Raw genomic sequence first — 18,463 nt, 5'->3', positions numbered from 1 at the left:
AGGAAAAGTGAGGCGCGCCTGACGCGCGACCTGCTTTAGTTTGGAAAGCTAACTTTGACTTCGACGTTCAAGCCGGGAATAAGGCCGCGCTCAAGATTTGGGATTTCCGCCCAGATGCGCAGGGTTTCGTTCGCGGCCAGCACGCTTTCAGCAAAAAGCACGCGGCCACCCTGTGCCAGTGGCTGAACGTCACCTGGCAAATGCAAGTCGACCTGAAAGCGCTCCATCAGAGCACTCAGGCCCTCTGGCGTCGACTGGTCCAGCGCGATCAGGGATTTGTACGGCATTCCGTACACAACTCGGACCGTGTCTGTGTGCACAATCTGCGCCAGCGCTTGACCGTTTTCTGTGTCCAGATAGGTGCCCACCTGTTTGCGGGCGAGCCCAATTTGCCCCGAAATCGGCGCCCTGATCTGTGTCGAAGCCAGCTCAAGCTCTGCCAATGCACGGTGCGCCTGCGCCTCTTGCAACGCCACCTTGGCCAGTATCAGCCGGTCCGTAGCGTTTTGAACGGCCAGTTCGGAAACCGCATCGCGCGCGCCAAGTTTCGCCTGCCGTTGCGCCTCGGCCTCCGCTGTTGCCAATTCGGCCTCACGACGGTTTTCGACCGCACGGCTTGCGGCGAGCTTTTGTTCGTATGCCGGGGCCGCAATTTCAAACAGCAATTGGCCTTTCTCCACCGTATCGCCCGGCTTGAAATGCACCGCCGCGAGGATGCCGCGCACCGAATTGGCCACAAGGGCGCTCTCACTGGCCTCTATCCGTCCGGCAAATGTCTCTGCGGCGAGCATGTTGGTGAAGTCTTTCACAGGCACTGCGTGGGCACTGTGTGTCATCAGAAGACCCAACAGCAGAAGTGGGAGTTTTGCAAAACCAGTCATGGTTAGTCACTCCAGATGCAGGTCAAAGAAGGTGTTGAGCTCACGCCAAGCGTCATGAGTCTCCGGCGCGTTCACGAAGAAACCTGCCATGTAGTCGCCGTGTGACTGGCCGTCGTAGACATGCAGATCGGCGGCAACCCCGGCGGCGCGCAGGGCGCGGTGCATGCGCACCGTATCGCTTAGCAACAGGTCGCGTGTGCCGGTCAGAAGAACCGTCGGCGGTAGGTTGTCCAGATTGGCATAGATCGGGGACAGTCGCGGATCGGTGCGGTCGGTACCGTCTGCATAAATGTCAAACGTGCCTTCAATCACACCCTCGCGGGCGCCAAGCGGATCAAGACCCTGCAACGTGATCCAGCTGTCCGACGTCTGCGCCAGATCCACAGCGGGCGTGCCTGCCATAATGGCTCCAGGCAATGGGGTACCCATGTCGCGCAGTTGTAAAACCGTCGACAACACCAGGTTGCCCCCCGCAGAGGTGCCAAACATCGCAGCTTTGGCTGGATCATGGTCCTTGATAACTTGCTGCCACACGGCGATCACATCATCTGTTGCGGCAGGAAACGGATGCAGCGGTGGGCGGCGATAGTCGACAGACACCACCTCAACACCCAAACCATGCGCCATCCAGATCGCTTCGGCCATGGCGGCCTCACCACCATTAAAGACAAAGGCTCCGCCATGCACATGCACAAAAACGGTGTCCGCCCACCGGGGATCAATGGTGGTTGGCGTGACACGGTAGGTGGTCACCCCCGCCACGTTCTCGATGGCGAATTGAGCGCCGGTCATCTCAAGCAAACGTGCGACCCCTTGCAGGGAGGCAGCGTCAAACTCAGCTTGCAACGCAAGCCATTGCTCAGTGGAGGATGGGGTATCGGCATGCGTACCAACTTGACGGCTTTCGATGAGCCCAGCCAATTCCGGGGACACGCCCGCAGGAACCGGTGCGGTCCGCGCCGCCATTGGCAGACCTTCAATCACGGGTTTTGCGCTGTCTGCAGTGGCGGCCGCAGGCACCGAAAGAGCCGCAATCAGTGCGCTTGTCAGAACAACTTTCAGGACGGAACGGCGTTTCATATTTGGTCTCCAACTTTCAGTTTGGGTTGTTCGTTTCGCTAAAATGAAGGTAATTTGCGGGGGGAGGCCACGCCACTTCCAAAAGTGATCATTTCACGACAAACTATCCGTCATGGACACGGTTTTGCAAAGCACCTTGGCGTTTCGCCCCGCGCTACAAGGGCTTGACCAAATTGCATCGCCGCGGGTGTCCGAACATGCGCTGAAGGAAGCCGGGCTGACGCGAGCAGTAATGGAAGACCCGACGGTGTTCCTCCCCTATCGACTTCAGGCGCGGTTCATGCAAGCCGCCAGCCTGAAGATCTCCGAAAAACACATCGGTGCCTATATCACGCAAGACTTCCATTACGCCTCCTTTGGGGCCTACGCAGACTATGTGCTCGGTGCGCCGAAACTGGATGTGGCCCTGGTGCGGGCCGAAAAAATCCTGCCGTTCCTGCAACGGGGGTCAGTTATGCGCACCCGCGTGGTTGGCGATCATTTTGTGCTTGGGTTTGATGCCATGCTCGGCGGAATCGCCGGGGCAAATTTGATCGATCAAGACCTGCCGTTTGTGCTGCAGTCTGTGGTGCGCGAGTTCTGTGGACGCCGCTGGCGGCCGAGCTGGGTTGAGATGCCAGAGTTGCACCGAGGCACCGAAACCGCGCTGCAGTACATCTATAACGCAGAGGTGCGTGTTGGGGGATCCGCCGCCAGCATTGCGATCCCTCTGTCAGAAATCGAAACCCCTAATCCGCGGACAACCGATGAGAGGCTGGCGATGACGTTGGCAGGCATCCGCGATGTGCGGTCGCGGCAAACGCCCTCAACCACCAAAGAGGTGGTTGGGAACGCCTTGCGCGCGCAACTCGCCATGGGGCACGCCGACATCGAAACGGTGGCGGCCACATTGGGTGTCAGCGTACGCAAGCTGCAACGGCAACTCACTGCGGAGAACACCAATTTCAAAGAGATCCGTGTGACTGAACAGACAGATCGAGCCAGGTCGCTGCTGTCGGGCACTGACCTTTCTGTCGCGGAGGTTGCCTTCAATCTTGGGTTCAGCGAGGTCAACAGCTTCCGCCGCACATTTGCCAGCTGGTTTGGAATTTCACCATCTAAGTTTCGCAAATTGAGCGGTACGTAGGTAGCAAGGCCTCAATGGAGCGGACACTGGCGCAATGCACAGCGAAGGTTCAGTTTCCGTCCGATCCCGCGCAAGTCGTATGACCGGCGAACTCGCTAACGTCCAAAATGTCAAAAGCAGAACAGTGAGGCACAATACTGGACTCAAACCAATTTCCGAACACTACCCATTGACCACATTTCCTTTATTTTGTTAATTTTCAACATGTTGGCAAAAAATCCTACCACCCCAGCCATAAATTTCCTTTTACCGTCTGATATAAATCGCAGCTCGTCCGGCTAGAAATCCATCGCTTGTCAGGTGGGATCACGATTTCGTTCGTCACAGGCCGTTTTGTGCCGCCAGTTACGGCGGAAAACCCTGACCTCAGGTGACAGATGGTTGGACAGCCGAGCAGGGATGAAAAGGATGCCGCGTTTTCAGGCGGCAAAGCTCCGCCGTATTAGGCCTGCTCCGTACAACCAATTAACTAACATCGTCAGGTTAAGCTACCTTAGGTTGTATTGAGGCGAGTCGCATATCGACCCGCCATCCATTCACCAGATCAAAAAGCGAGGCTCACATGGTTACTACATTGGCTGCGGGTGATATTGCGTTTACTGGGTTCAATTCCGACAACCCCGACGAGTTCACATTTGTTGCTTTGACCGACATCGAGGCAGGAACCGAGATCAAATTCACTGATAACGGTTGGTTTGCAGCCGGCGGGTTCCGCAGCAGTGAGGGTATATTCGTCTGGACGGCACCTGCGAACATCGCTGCGGGTACAGTGATAAACCCCGCATTTACCGGGCCAAACTTTTCGGCCAGCGGCGATCAGATCCACGCGTATCAGGGTGATGACGACACGCCCAGTTTTGTCGCATCGGTTCATTTCAATGAAGACGGATATGAGGCTGACGCAACATCGTCGAATACGTCTGCACTGCCCTCGGGGCTGACAGTCGGCACCAGCGCAATCGCCCTCACCGAAACCGATAACGGTGTTTATTCCGGCCCGCTTACCGGTACCAAAGCTGAATTGCAGGCCGCCATTAACGATCCCGCCAACTGGACGACCGACAATTCCAGAATTGAAGATGTTGAGCCTGCAAGCTTTAAGGTCACGGATGCCGCGCCTTCACCATCGGTCATCATAAATGATCTGGACCTGGCGGCCGATGAAGGGGGCATGGCGGATAGTTATGAAGTCACGTTGTCTGTCGCGCCCGAGCAACCCGTCACGATCACCATAGCCGCAGGAGCTGATCTTGACGTTGCACCAACCGAATTGGTTTTTGACGCGACCAATTTTGATCAGCCACAACAGGTCATAGTCACGGCCGTTGACGACGATCTGCCCGAAGCAGCCGAGGTCGCGGACATTCAGCACACGGTAACCTCGGGCGATCCCGCCTTTGACGGAATTCTGGCCCCTGTTGTCGAGGTATCCATCTCGGCCAGCGACATCGAAATAGTGTCAATCTATGAAATACAGGGCTCAGGCCATGTGTCGGAGTTTGTTTTGGCAGATGGCCAAACGGTTGCCGAATTCTTCGAGGACTTGCCTGCCGGCCCATCAAACGTTCTGGGCGACATGGTTTCAACCAGCGGCATCGTCACTGCGGTAGATTCCAACGGATTCTATCTTCAGGATCCGGAAGGCGACGGAATCGATGCGACCTCGGACGCGATTTTCGTGTTCACCGGATCAAGCCCTATAGTGTCAGTAGGTGACGCCATTTCCGTGGGCGGAACCGTTGCCGAGTTCTTTCCCGGCGGCACAGGCAGTGGCAACCTGCCGACCACCCAACTGACCAATGTTTTTGACCTTGAGGTGCAGTCATCGGGCAATGCGTTGCCCGAAGCAGTGCTGATTGGCAATGATCCGGGTGAGCGAGCGGTGCCCAACCAAAGCATCGACGACGATGCGTTTGCCTCATTCGATCCAACCCAGGATGGCATCGACTTCTTCGAAAGCCTGGAAGGGATGCGCGTGACTGCAACGGATTTGCAAGCCGTCAGCGGAACCAGCCGGTTCGGCGAAATCTTTGCAGTGGCCGATCAGGGCAGTGGCGCAACCGGTCTTTCTGAGCGTGGCACGCTCAATATCTCACCAGACGACTTCAATCCTGAGAAAATCCAGATCGACGAAGACAGTGGAATTTTCGATTTCGACTTTCCCACGGTGAATGTCGGCGATCACCTTGGCGACGTCACGGGTGTGGTGGGCTATAGTTTCGGAAATTACGAAATCCTGCCGACCGAGGATTTTACACCGAATATCCAGTCAGCAGGGTTGGAACAGGAAACGACCACCCTCGCCAGTTCAGGCAACGAGCTGACGATTGCGACATACAATGTTCTTAACCTCGACCCCAATGAAGGCGACGGCGACCAAGATGTGGCCGACGGTCGGTTTGCAGCCATTGCCGAGCAGATCACCAATAACCTCAACAGCCCGGACATCATTGGTCTGCAAGAGGTGCAGGACAATTCGGGCTCGGACGATGACGGGACAGTCTCGGCGTCCGAAACCCTGGCGGAACTGGCCGCGGCTATCCTGGCGGCGGGTGGTCCGGCTTATGAGGTGATCGACAACACCTTTATCGGGGACGGAACATCCGGGGGTCAGCCCGGCGGCAACATCCGCACCGCCTTTCTCTACAATCCTGATCGTGTCTCGTTAGTGGAAGGATCCGTGCAGACCATCAGTGGGCAAGGTGAAGGCGAGGCGTTTGAGGGCGCACGTTTGCCATTGGTCGCAGATTTTGTTTTCAACGGTGAAACCGTCACAGTGGTCAACAATCACTTTTCATCCAAAGGTGGTTCTGCGCCTATCTTGGGAACCGAACAGGACTTTGCCGCTCGCCAAGAAGACGTTGATGTGAACGGCAGTCTGGATGAGCGCCAGGCCCAGAGCCAGGCTGTTCAGGATTTTGTTAACGGACTGGGTGATGGTGCTAATACGGTTGTGTTGGGTGACTTCAACGAGTTTGAATTTGTCTCACCCGTAGCCGACCTTGAGGCCAATACCGACCTCGTCAACCTGACAAACGACATCCCGGAAGACGAACGCTATAGCTTTGAGTTTCAGGGCAACAGCCAGTCGTTGGATCATATTCTGGTGTCCGAGGATCTGCATTCCGGCGCACAGGTTGACATCGTCCACGTCAATTCAGAGTTCGCCGCAACCAGCGGGCGCGCCTCGGATCACGATCCCATGGTGGCAAGCCTGTTCATTCCAGAAACCCAGAGTTTGGCGGTTGAGTTCGAGACCGGTCGCTGGTTCAAAACCAAAGCCTTTGAGAGCATCGATGGCGAAGTCGTGGATGTCGACAAGCTAGGTCCGGTTCGGAACAGCCTGACGTTTTCGGATGTGGGTATCAAGGTAGATGCGGTCGATCCGACCGATTTTGAACTGGTCGCGATCAAGCATGGGGCGATTGGCGTGTTCTCATTCGACGACTCGTTGTTTAGCCGCGATGCTGCATCGGTTGACGGTGACGAAAGCCTCAGAATTGCGCTGGAAGACACGGACCTAGAAGCGGTGGAATTCATCTTTAGCTTTGGCGACAGTCACGGCAGCGGTGACGTCGAGGTTGCCTTCTACGATGACGGTGTTCTTGTCGGCACCATGGTGGCGGATGCCGACGACGGTGATTTCTCGGGCTCACTCGGGCGCAAAACCTTTGATGCGGTAGAGCTGTCAGCGATCGACGACACCATGTTTACAGTCGACGAATTCTCGTTCGAGGTGATCGACCAAAACTTGATTGCGTAAGACAATGCCACACGGGGTCACCCCTGTACCACCGTGTGGCATACCACTGCCGGATCCAACCGCATCGCGAACACCAAAGAACTCGAACAGAGAATTTTAGCCTAAGTGATTTAGTGAACGTGGTGGGTTGCGAAAAAAAGCCTGGCTGCTGAACCGTGCAGGTTTGATCCCATCTGACGACCTGTAAGAACTCCATCCGCAGCTTTGTTATGGCTACCGGCCATTCACGCCTTGCACAGCATTGATCAAAATGGGCTCAAAGCGACCCCATGCCGTGTTGATCAATGTTCTCAAGGCGACGACGCGAACCGACGCTAGCTTGATGTCTTTTCTCAAAACCTTGACGTGCAATCGCAATAAACCTGAGCCGCAGAATGCCAAATTGAATGCACACAAAGCGTTTCAAGCACGCTCAACCGAAAGGGACCAAGAAATGAAAAAAGTAATAATTGCATCTGCTACCGTGTTCGCACTGATCGTAAGTGCTGGAATGTCTTCGGCGCACCCGTTGGGTGACATCGACCAACAAACCGTAAATCTGTCCGGCCCCGGCTTCCAGTTGACACCAGAGCTTTCGAATTCCGACTCTTGTGATTCATGCAGTGATGCCTTCTCATAAACGCGCTGACACATAAAAAGCGGATGCCTGAGGCTACGTTTCAGTAGATCAGCATCCGCTTTCTTGCCCGAGATCACTGTAACAACCGAGTTGCATGCCCTGAGATCAACCTAAACTGTTCGAACACTACCCGGAGATTGGCCCGTCCAGGTCTTGTAGGCATTGGTAAACGCAGCCTGATCAGAGTAACCGAGCGCAAAAGCAATATCGGAAAGACTTAGCTTGGGGTCATCAAGATACTGTTCTGCCAGCCTTGCGCGAATGTCTTTGAGCAGTTGTTTGTAGGTTGTGCCTTCTTTGGCAAGTTTGCGTCCGAGTGTACTGATGCTCATCCCCAGCGTCTTCGCGATTTCATCTTGTGTAGGAGCGTTAAAAGACAGTCGCGACGTAATCTCGCTTTGCACCAAAGAACTTGTTTCGCCGATTGCGGGCGGCAAATCCTTCATCAAAGTTTGCACATGTTTTTCAAGATGCAGAAGCAATGCGGGGTCTGTATCTTTGATCGGAATATCCATCACTGTCTGGTCAAACAGGATACCCGGAACCCTTTGACTCTGTTTGATATTGACCGCTAAAGCACCGGAGATTTCGGATTGCCTTTCTTCGGTCAATTCATGCGGAAAACGTATCTCAAGGACTGGTAAGGGCGCTTCAGCTGCAATCTGAATACTGGTCAAGAAAGCGGATATTCGAAACTCATTATGAGCTCCGTCAGAACGCATTAGTTCAGCGATGGAATCTATCTCCAAGAACATGCCACGCTCTTCTTCATAAAACGACAATTTGGCGAAACCCCGCGCCAGGCGCGCGTAGGTCACTGCCTTCTCAATTGCGTCGCCAGCGGTCGGAGAGTTCAAAACGACGTAGCTGAGAAGTGTCGTTTTTCGGGGGTTAAATGTTCTTCCTGCTGAGATTGCAAATAGGGGGTCCCCGGTCTCTTCAATGGCAAGCTCTAGGAGGCGAAGCTCATTCCGGACATCAACAAAATCCGGTGGTGTTTCGTGGAGATCAACGGGTAGGTTGGCCGATCTCAGAAGCGTAACAATATCCGAACCACGGTTTTCCAGAAGCTTGGCAATGTGATGCACGCCAAAACCTGGAACATTCCAAGTTTCGCTATCAGAATTCAATTTGTTCTCACTCATGTTGCCATACCGCCCGAGACTGAAACGCCCCATTTAACCTAGGCGCTTTGTGTTTTGGGCGATAATAGACAGGCTGCAAAAGCTATGCCAAGCAATCGTTTGGTTGCCGCTAGAAGGGCAGGCAAACAAATGTCTACTGCCGCATAATCTTGCGGCCTTGCGCCACCGGGGTCACCTTCGCTCCATTGGCACCCGCCGACGTGACAATCTTAAGATTGAACGCGCCATGCAAGATAGCCGATTTGATCGACACAACTTTTGACGATGTGCAGAGATAGACACCAACTGTGCATCTTTGAGCCTAACGGTGCGAGTTTTCAGCACACACATGTCTGCGGAAAGGAGTAAGCGCATGCTTGATACATACGACATTCGCACCGCCGATATGCCGGGCGAGATGCAGATCTTGCTCGAACAATATCCACGCGACAGCTGGGAAGCACACCCCGGCTTCACCGAGAAAACCCGCCATTGGCTGGGTGCCCATCTGATGTTTCGGCGCCTTGCCCGGCTGGTTCGCTCTGATGCAGAAAGCTATCTTGAAAAGGACCTGTCCCCCGAAGAGTACGCCGCGCGCCTGTCCTATTATGGAAACGCGCTTGTTGGAAACTTGCACGGCCATCACGGTTGGGAAGATCATAGCTACTTCCCCGAGCTTTCTGCCGCGGATTCCCGCTTTGACGCCGGACTGAAGGTTTTGGAAAAGGACCATGCCGACCTCGATCTGGTCCTTGACCAATACACACGGACGGCCAATCGTGTGATCAAGCTCATTCAATTGGATGAGGCTCAGGCCCGATCCGAAGTCGGATCTCTGCGCGACACCTCAGAGGCCATCGAGGCCTTTCTGAAACGCCACCTGAGCGATGAGGAAGACCTTGCGGTTCCAATCATCCTGCACCACCGCCTAAGAGGATAAGGCCACGCATGACCGACCATTCCAAACAGGAAGATCAGGCCCATGCCTCAGAACGCCGCGCACGAGGAGAGTTCGTGCGCGGCGTCAGTAGATTTCGACATGCTATCGGCGATCCAGAGTTCCCGGCTGAACCTGGGCGCTATCACCTGTTTGTTGCGCTGAATTGCCCATGGTGTCATCGGGTGACGCTGGCGCGCAATGTGTTGGGTTTGCAGGACAGCATTTCGATGGATGTGGCCTTTCCCAATCGCACCACAGAAGACGACCCAGAGGGTCCGAACAACTGGCAGTTCGCGCCCGAGCTTGTTGCTTCGGCAACTGGGGCGACGTTGCCTGAATGCACCTTGGAAACCGCAACGGGACAAGGTTTCAGGTTGGTTCGCGAAATCTACCGGGCTGAAGGCTCAGAAGAACGTTCAGTTCCGATCCTGTATGACAAAATAGCCGGCCGTATCGTCAACAATGAAAGCGCCGAGATCATTCGAATGCTGAATGGCAATGCGGCGCTGCTGGGTAGCTCCTGCAATGAAGCCAACCGGCCCAACCTATACCCGGATGATCCTGCGATCCGAGCTGAAATTGACGAACTGAACATGCAAATCTACGTCGCCATCAACAACGGGGCATACAAGGCCGGGTTCTCGTCTGATCAAAACGTCTATGTCGCCAGTTTCGGGACATACTTCAAAACATTGGCGCAGTTGGAAGGCCGCTTGGCCAGCGATGGCAGACCTTTTCTGACCGGAGACCGATTTACAGAAGCCGATCTGCGCCTTTTTCCGACGCTCTACCGCCACGACCCGGTTTACTACCTGCGCATGAAGCTGAACGGCGCCAAGATCCTTGATTACCCGCACCTATGGCGTTGGCTTTGTCGCGTCCATGATTTGCCCGGTGTGGCAAACAGCAGTTCGCTGGATCACTGTCGGCAAGGGTACTTTGGTCGAAGCTGGAATGGTGTCATTCCCGCAGGCCCATTCGTGCCGATGATGTACCCAAAAGCTTATGGGCATCCTGAACTGGCGGTTCAGCACGGGACTTCGTCGGTCATTCCCAAGACAAATGTTTAAAGCGCCAAAGCAGCGAACTTGGTATAAACTGGCACGAATTTTTCCAACCAAGAGAGGGATATTGCCATGGGAATTCGGCAGACTGAGGGACGCAAACGGCTTTATGACAGTGTTCTCGATACCGTAGGTGACACGCCCTGCATTCGGATCAACAAGATCGCGCCGTCGCATGTGACGGTCTATGTGAAATTCGAGGCTTTCAATCCTGCAGCTTCGGTCAAGGATCGTTTAGCGCTGAACATTATCGAGGCGGCGGAACGTGACGGGCGGCTGAAGCCCGGCCAGACTGTGGTCGAGGCCACATCCGGCAACACCGGGATCGGCCTTGCGATGGTGTGTGCTGCCAAAGGGTATCCCCTGGTGTTGACCATGGCCGACAGCTTTTCGGTCGAGCGCCGCAAGCTGATGCGCTTTCTGGGGGCAAAGGTCGTGCTGACGCCGCGCGCGCAAAAGGGCTTTGGCATGTATGTCAAAGCCAAGGAACTAGCCGAACAAAATGGATGGTTTCTGGCCAGCCAGTTCGAGACGTCGGCAAATGCCGATATTCACGAGAACACCACTGCCCGAGAAATCATGGCAGATTTCGAAGGTGAGCGGCTGGACTACTGGGTCACCGGCTATGGCACCGGCGGGACCGTTTCCGGTGTCGCACGCGTTCTTCGCGCAGAGCGCCCCGGCACGAAAATCATCCTGACAGAACCCGCCAACGCGGCGATTGTGTCATCGGGTTATACAAACACCCGCAACGAGGGCCACCAACCCACGGAAAGCCATCCGAATTTTGAACCTCACCCCATCCAAGGCTGGACCCCAGACTTTATCCCATGGGTTCTGCAAGAGGCGATCGACAAGGATTACTATGATGAATTGATCCCTGTCCCCGGTGCCGAGGGGATTGAATGGTCCAGACGGCTGGCGTCGGAAGAAGGGATTTTTACGGGAATATCTGGTGGCTCGACGCTTGCTGTTGCTATGAAAGTGGCCGAGCAAGCGCCACAGGGATCCGTTTTTCTGGTGATGTTGCCAGACACGGGCGAGCGCTATCTCTCCACACCACTTTTCGACGGGATCGAAGAAGATATGACCGAAGACGAGCGCGTGATTTCGATGTCGACACCTTCGGCACAGATGGCCGCTGAATAGGCAAAGCACACTTCATCTGGACGCTTCTATGACTATGGCATTCGGGACGGTCTGCGCCCCGAATGCGCTTTTCGCAGCGCGCTCACAACCTTCGGAACACGCAGGTCAGTCTGTAGTTGAAGCCGCGCAAAAAGACGTCATCCGAATGAATTCTCATCGTTAAATCAATTGTATATGTCGGGACGTTTCGCCGATTTTCGGGTTTGAAGCTTGACTCGACAACCCTCCCTTCGTGCATGATGGACGAATAAGCATCGTATTTTAGCTGCTTTTTCGAACGGTCTAAGTTCTCAGGAGGCGGACGATGGAAGCAATTGTTAACGGCATTAACTCTATTCTTTGGAACTACGTCCTGATCTACGGGTTGCTCGGCGTCGGCATATTTTTCACCATTCGTCTGGGTGCGCTGCAGTTTCTACATTTCGGCGAGATGATCCGCGTCCTTACCTCGTCCAAATCCACTGACAAACGCGGAATTACACCGTTTCAGGCACTGACCGTTAGTCTGGCGTCACGCGTTGGCACCGGAAACCTGGCCGGTGTCGCCGTGGCTTTGACCCTGGGTGGCCCCGGCGCAATTTTCTGGATGTGGATCGTAGCCTTGGTCGGGATGGCCACGGCCTATTCTGAAAGCACACTGGCGCAACTTTACAAGGTCACGTCTTCGAACGGGCGGTTCCGTGGCGGTCCTGCTTTTTACATGGCCAATGCCTTGAACGCGCCCTGGGCCGGGGTGATCTTTTCGATCTGCCTGATCGTCAGTTTCGGCCTGGTTTTTGTCGCCGTCCAATCCAACTCAATCGCTGAGGCGTTCGAAGGCGCGTTCGGGTTGAACAAATTGATTGCTGGTCTGGCGCTGGCGGCTGCCGCTGCTGTGGTCATCTTTGGCGGCATCCGAACCATTGCGCGATTTGCCGAAATCGTCGTGCCGCTCATGGCCGGGCTTTACCTGTTGCTGGCCTGTGTTGTCGTTGTCCTGAACCTGCCACAGGTGCCTGCAATGCTGTGGTCTATCGTTGCAGGGGCCTTTGGCCTTCAGGAAGCCGCAGGCGGCGTCACAGGTGGCGTGATGGCAGCAGCGCTCAATGGTATCAAGCGCGGGTTGTTTTCAAACGAAGCTGGCATGGGCTCGGCCCCCAATATCGCGGCTGTTGCCACACCGGCTCCGCACCACCCGTCGAGCCAGGGTTTGGTGCAGGCGTTTGGCTGTTTCGTGGATACGATACTGGTCGCCACCGCGACCGCATTGCTGATCCTGCTGTCTGGAGCCATCGAACCGGACGGAGCCACCGGTATGCGGTTAACTCAGGATGCGGCAGCGGTCCATCTGGGTGAGATCGGCCGCCATTTTATCGCAATCGCAATCGTGTTTTTTGGCTTTACGTCGATATTGGGCAATTACTCATACGCAGAAAACGCCATGACGTTTCTGAAGCTGGAAGGCAAAGTGCCTATCTACATCTTGCGCCTGGGTTGTCTTGCCATGGTCGTCTGGGGCGCGGTGCAGGCGGTCAGCACAGTGTTCAATTTTGCAGATGCAGCCATGGGCGTAATGGCAACCATCAACCTGGTCGCCATCGTGCTGCTGTCGGGCACGGTGTACAAACTGACCGTGGACTATTTCACACAGCGCAGACAGAATCTTGAGCCCCGCTTTGTGGCAAGCAAATTCCCTGAATTTGACAAAGGTGTAGATCACTCGGTCTGGACGGAGGAGGCATATGCCGAGCCCCAGCGTGATTGAAACCGGTGAATTGCAGGTCATTCTGGATGACATCGCCGATCGCGTTGCCGGCATGTCGGAACGCGGGAAGGTCGCCCAATATATTCCCGAACTTGCCAGTGTTGACCTGAACCAGTTCGGCATCGCTGTCGCACCCATTGACGGCGCGCCTGTTTCGGCCGGAAATGCGGACACGCTGTTTTCCATTCAAAGCATTTCCAAGGTTTTTTCGCTGACAGAGGCCCTGCAACATGTGGGCGCGACCCTTTGGCAACGTGTGGGGCGCGAACCTTCCGGCGATCCGTTTAATTCAATCGTCCAGCTCGAACATGAACGTGGAATTCCCAGAAACCCGTTTATTAACCCCGGCGCCATCGTCGTGGCCGACGTTCTGCTAGAAGACCGAAGCTCTGATGAGGCGGTCAATGATGTACTGAACCTTTGCCGGACGCTCGCAGAGGATGCGTCCATTCAAGTGGATAAAGCCGTTGCAGACTCCGAGATGCGGACAGGGTCCAGAAACAGGGCACTTGCGCATTTCATGAAAGCCGAGGGAAACCTAAAAGCGCCAGTCGAAGATGTTCTGTCGCTGTATTTCCGCCAATGCAGCATCGCCATGTCGTGCCGTCAATTGGCGGTTGCGGGCCGATATCTGGCCGCCGCGGGGCAGAACCCGGCAGATGCTTCAACCGTTCTGTCCGCGCAACGCGCCCGCAGAGTGACTGCGCTGATGATGATGTGCGGATCTTATGACGCCTCGGGCGAGTTTGCATTCCGCGTTGGACTTCCTGCCAAAAGCGGTGTCGGCGGTGGCATCCTGTGTATCGTACCAGGCATCGCAGCGGTCACAGCATGGAGCCCGGGACTGGACGCAAAAGGCAACTCTCATTTGGCTAGCATTGCATTTCAGGAACTGGTCCGCGCGACCGGATGGTCGGTGTTCGGGCCAAGTGTTTGACTGCCGAAACACACAGTTCACTCACGCCGCTTCTCTCGAATATTTCGCGTGGTTTTGCGCAACCTTCTGGGGTTCCTCCTGTCAGCCGCTAAGACACGTGGCATCCGGCCGGCGTGTGACTGACTTTCCCAAGAAATCTAGAGGTTACCTCCATCCGGCTTTTGCAGCGTAGCGTTTCAACAGCAAATATAATAATGTTTCAATATGACAAACAGCCTGCGCCGTGGAGTCGGTATTCTGAAGGGGAGATTGGAATGAAATTGCAGTGTGTTTTTGTGTTGTCGATGGGCTTTGCTGCCTTATCGGCGGAAGCGCAGGAAAACCCAATTCAACACGATGCGGAATTCTATATCCTTCAAGCACAGCTTGGATCGCAATGGGCCCAAGATGACGCAGCCGTTGACCAAGCATTAGCTGCGTTTCGGGAAGGTAACGGTGGAAACCCTCCAAATATCGTCAGTGTGCTGATCGATGACTTGGGCTTTGGGGATATGGGCATCCCAGAGCTGAATGCAGTACGCGGGTATGAAACACCGAACATTAATGACTTCTCGGATCAGGCCATGCGGATGGTTCGGATGTACACCGAACCATCGTGCACGCCGACGCGCGTGGCACAAATGACCGGACGCCTGCCTGTCCGTATGGGTATGGGGAACACACAAGTTGATATTGCCGGAGAAGGCCTGCCGGGTGGCGAAATTACACTCGCTGAAGTGCTTAAGCAGGCCGGCTACTCCACGAGTCATGTTGGCAAATGGCATATGGGTGACATTTCAGAAAGCTGGGCAATGAATCAGGGGTTTGACTATGCCCAGCATGCGATTCATCAGCAGGGGCAGTTAACCATATTCCACGATGACGCGATTAAGGAGCAGGTTTCCGTAGCCATCAACGATTATGACGACAAGTATACTGTCGACAAGTGGTTCCGCCCCGACGCCTCGGCCATGATGACCGTGATTGAAGGCGTGGCCGGGGGTCCCATCCGCGAAATTAGGATGAAACCCGGCGAACGTTGGAACGCGGCCAAGTATGACGAGATGAACCAAGCCTTCCAAGACAAGACCATGGAAGAACTAGAGCGCTTGGCTGGTGGCGAGGATCAGTTCTTCCTGCAATACTGGCCGATGATCCCACTGGACAACACACGGACCGGCCGGACCGGACCAAAAAGCGCAAATGGCGGCCTTTATGTCGACAAAATGCAGCTACTTGACCAATGGCTTGGAGATCTCTTTGCCAAGATTGACGAGCTTGGATTGGCTGAGAACACCATCGTTATTGTAATGGGCGACAACGGCCATTTTACCAAATATTCACCGCAATCTGGGTTCACACCGATGATCTTCCGTGGCGGCAAGGCCGACACCACTGAAGGTGGCGTACGAGTTGACGCCTTTATCCGATGGCCCGGCATGATCGAAGCGGACGGGCTGCTCAACAGTATCATCCACGTCTCGGACCTTTATACCACCTTGTCGCGCTTTGCCGGTGCTGATGAGTTCATACCGCGCGACCGCCTGATTGACGGAGTGGATCAATCCGCTGCGCTACTTTTCGACGATGAATCCAAATCGCGTCGCGATCACGTGATCATCTATTCGGACAAAAAACCCGAGGCGATCGTCAAGGATCAGCTCAAACTCATCTTGCCGCCTCCGGGCAAGAACCCGATCGCGGCCAAGTTCTTTGACCTCTATCGAGATACTCGTGAAGAATTTTCAGTCTCGACCGAGGTTGGCGCATGGGGCGGCCAGGAATTTGTGCGCATCTTGGGTCGTCACATGGCACGAAAGGAAAAATTCCCGGATGTGCCTCCAGCATATGGCGCGCCCTACGAGGGGATCGAAAACACCCGCCCCGAAACCCAGCTAGCCGTCGACGCGTTTCTCATAAAACGCGCGGCACCACAGCAATAATCCCTGACCGCCCGCAGTTTTCCCGCAGGCGGCCTATTGGAACCCGAAAATAGGATAACCATATGGCAGGAAACATCATTTTCGCTCTGGGTTTAGTCGTTTCACTGGGTATCGGGTTCGTCTATTTCCGCGATCTTGGCGACATTTCGCAAATGGTGCTTAAGGTTAAACGCAAAAACATGATCCGGTTTATCCGGCACGAATACCGCCTGATCGCAGTGGGGTTGAGCGGATTTGCCATCGCTACGCTTGCGCATTTCATTCTGGGCGGCGGCCCATTCTGGCTTTGGCTGGTCGCGGCGCTGCTGGTTCTGGTTTTGTATGGCTTTCCCTATGTGTGGGTCCATCTGGGGCTGAGGAATCAACTCAACACTGCGGCCTACTTTCCCATTTCCGAGGCGCAAAAATTCATCGGCCCGACTGCGCCGGTCATCGTTATTGAAAACAATGGTCACGCCCGCGCGCACCCCGATGCGCAAATCATGCGGCCCCATTTGGCCGGCAATGCCGACGGGTTGGGTGGCGAAGATATCGTCATGACCTTTTGCGCGATGGCCAACCTTGGGCAAGGCTATGCCCCCCGTATCGATGGCAACCGGCTGGATCTTGAAGTTCTGGCCCAACATGGCAACAACCTGATCCTGCGAGACAACGAAACCGGGGAACCCATCCAACAGATCTATGGGTTTCGCGAGGCGGATCGCGATACTGGCGCGGATGGGCCCGCCTGCCCTGTGCGCCCCGAAGCAAAGATGCAGCCCTGGCCCACGTATCGGATGACGTTCCGCGGATTTCAAAAAGCGTTTCCCGATGGCGAGGTGTATCTGAACAAGCCCTCGCCGAACCCGTTTTTGCGGCTGCTGGATATGGTGACGGAAATTACGTTTGGCTGGGGGATCGCGCGCCAGCATCAGGAAGATGCGCCCGTCATGGACAATATGGACCGATCGGACGACCGGCTTCCGAATAAGTCCTATGTCTGGGGGATCACGATCGGCAATGATGCCGCCTGCTGGACCGATGATTTCGTGGTCGAGAACGACTGGATCGTAAACGCAAATGTCGGTGGACGAGACGTGGTTGTCAGTCTGGACCCAAAGTACGAAAGCCTTGGCGTTTGGTACAATGACAAAGGCCAGCCAATCACCCGCTGCGATTTCTGGGGGATGTCGGATCAGGGAAAACTGCAACGCGTCGAGACCCTGCGTGCCGGTGTATTCTGGCATGTCTGGTCCGAGTTCTTTCCGGAAACCGATATCAACCGTGTCGGCGCGCGCGTACAACAGTCTGGCGAAGCCGCTGAATGAGTGAGCAATCAGATCAGATTGCCAAATTGGAACAAACGGAGGATCAAAATGGTCTTTAAGAGGGCAATAACAACCGCTGCGTGGGCCGTGGCGACCTGGATTCCAATGACAACTGCCGCTGTAGCGCAGCAGTCCGATTGGTCCTATGAGGCAACAATTTACCTGTTCATGCCTGAAACGGAGGTTACGCAGGAAACAGCCCGCGGCACAGTTGATGGAACGCTCAGCTTCTCTGACGCACTAAAAAATCTCGATCTGGCCTTCATGGGCGTCTTTGGTGCATCGAACGGGCGCTGGTCACTGTTGGCCGACTACAACTATGTGGACGTCTCTTTCAGCAATGACACGCCCGGTCCGGCAAGCTCTGGTCTTGAAACCTCTCTCACAACGCAATTTTTCAGCGGTTATGTAGGCTACCGGGCTTATACTACAGATACGTCCTACGTGGACCTGGTCGGCGGTTTCCGCTGGTTCCGGACGCAGACCGATTTCACCGTCCTTCCCGGAGCAGCCCCGGGCCGGTCCGTCAGTGTCGATGAAAGCTGGACAGACCCGGTCATCGGCGTTCGAGCCCGCGTCGCATTCAACGACAGGTGGTCCGGCACTGGCTTTTTTGATTACGGCGGCTTCAGCAGCGACAGCGAAACATGGCAGGTCTTGCTGACTGCGGATTATGAAATCAACGACAGGTGGGTGATCCGCGGCGGTTATCGCTATATCTCTTTCGATCACGAGATTGACGGCAACGATTTCACGTTCGAACAGTCCGGCCCCATGATTGGTGCGACTTATCGGTTCTGAGGGGCT

The 18,463-nt window shown here is 55.1% G+C and carries 13 protein-coding genes; 10 read left to right on the top strand and 3 right to left on the bottom strand.

What is annotated here, in order from left to right; translation table 11 throughout:
- Positions 1–35 precede the first annotated feature (35 nt).
- Positions 36–881: an efflux RND transporter periplasmic adaptor subunit gene (locus AC2FID_RS05345; RefSeq protein WP_496835770.1), complete on the bottom strand. Its 846-nt coding sequence runs from the start codon at positions 879–881 to the stop codon at positions 36–38.
- Between the two features lie 6 nt (positions 882–887).
- Entirely contained in the window at positions 888–1,961 is a 1,074-nt protein-coding gene (locus tag AC2FID_RS05340) for an alpha/beta hydrolase (protein ID WP_496835768.1), read from the bottom strand.
- A 112-nt stretch (positions 1,962–2,073) separates the two neighbouring features.
- Here AC2FID_RS05340 and AC2FID_RS05335 point away from each other — a divergent pair, with 112 nt between their 5' ends.
- Both AC2FID_RS05335 and AC2FID_RS05330 read left to right on the top strand, forming a co-directional pair.
- Positions 2,074–3,087: a helix-turn-helix transcriptional regulator gene (locus AC2FID_RS05335; RefSeq protein WP_496761212.1), complete on the top strand. Its 1,014-nt coding sequence runs from the start codon at positions 2,074–2,076 to the stop codon at positions 3,085–3,087.
- Between the two features lie 562 nt (positions 3,088–3,649).
- Positions 3,650–6,850 carry a DUF8508 domain-containing protein gene (locus tag AC2FID_RS05330; RefSeq protein WP_496835766.1) on the top strand — a complete coding sequence of 1,067 codons (3,201 nt, stop codon included), beginning with the start codon at positions 3,650–3,652 and terminating at the stop codon, positions 6,848–6,850.
- A 729-nt stretch (positions 6,851–7,579) separates the two neighbouring features.
- Here the strand turns inward: AC2FID_RS05330 and AC2FID_RS05325 are convergent.
- Positions 7,580–8,614 carry an AraC family transcriptional regulator gene (locus AC2FID_RS05325; RefSeq protein ID WP_496835765.1) on the bottom strand — a complete coding sequence of 345 codons (1,035 nt, stop codon included), beginning with the start codon at positions 8,612–8,614 and terminating at the stop codon, positions 7,580–7,582.
- 352 nt (positions 8,615–8,966) lie between these two features.
- On the opposite strand from AC2FID_RS05325, the gene AC2FID_RS05320 reads away from it, so the two are divergent.
- The 8 genes from AC2FID_RS05320 (at position 8,967) to AC2FID_RS05285 (ending at position 18,457) form a co-directional block, all read left to right on the top strand.
- The gene (locus tag AC2FID_RS05320; RefSeq protein ID WP_282118908.1) at positions 8,967–9,533 is read left to right on the top strand and encodes a hemerythrin domain-containing protein; all 567 of its coding nucleotides are present in this window, start codon (positions 8,967–8,969) and stop codon (positions 9,531–9,533) included.
- An 8-nt stretch (positions 9,534–9,541) separates the two neighbouring features.
- Complete coding sequence (locus AC2FID_RS05315; RefSeq protein ID WP_496835762.1) at positions 9,542–10,603, top strand: glutathione S-transferase C-terminal domain-containing protein; 1,062 nt, start codon at positions 9,542–9,544, stop codon at positions 10,601–10,603.
- A gap of 66 nt (positions 10,604–10,669) precedes the next feature.
- On the top strand, positions 10,670–11,746 hold the full coding sequence (locus tag AC2FID_RS05310) for a PLP-dependent cysteine synthase family protein (RefSeq protein WP_496725528.1): 1,077 nt from the start codon (positions 10,670–10,672) through the stop codon (positions 11,744–11,746).
- Between the two features lie 304 nt (positions 11,747–12,050).
- Positions 12,051–13,490, top strand: a complete 1,440-nt coding sequence (locus tag AC2FID_RS05305; RefSeq protein WP_496757407.1) for an alanine/glycine:cation symporter family protein — start codon at positions 12,051–12,053, stop codon at positions 13,488–13,490.
- Positions 13,468–14,427: a glutaminase gene (locus tag AC2FID_RS05300; protein WP_496835760.1), complete on the top strand. Its 960-nt coding sequence runs from the start codon at positions 13,468–13,470 to the stop codon at positions 14,425–14,427. The genes AC2FID_RS05305 and AC2FID_RS05300 overlap by 23 nt, the downstream gene beginning before the upstream one ends.
- Positions 14,428–14,681: 254 nt before the next feature.
- On the top strand, positions 14,682–16,349 hold the full coding sequence (locus AC2FID_RS05295; RefSeq protein ID WP_496835758.1) for a sulfatase-like hydrolase/transferase: 1,668 nt from the start codon (positions 14,682–14,684) through the stop codon (positions 16,347–16,349).
- 62 nt (positions 16,350–16,411) lie between these two features.
- Positions 16,412–17,656: a DUF3179 domain-containing (seleno)protein gene (locus tag AC2FID_RS05290; RefSeq protein ID WP_496835756.1), complete on the top strand. Its 1,245-nt coding sequence runs from the start codon at positions 16,412–16,414 to the stop codon at positions 17,654–17,656.
- Positions 17,657–17,761: 105 nt separating this feature from the next.
- On the top strand, positions 17,762–18,457 hold the full coding sequence (locus AC2FID_RS05285; protein WP_109312619.1) for an outer membrane protein: 696 nt from the start codon (positions 17,762–17,764) through the stop codon (positions 18,455–18,457).
- Positions 18,458–18,463: the final 6 nt, after the last annotated feature.

The organism is Ruegeria sp. CDSC068, assembly GCF_059610545.1.
Note: the sequence above shows the minus strand (reverse complement) of the source record. Positions and strands in the feature narration are given on the sequence as shown.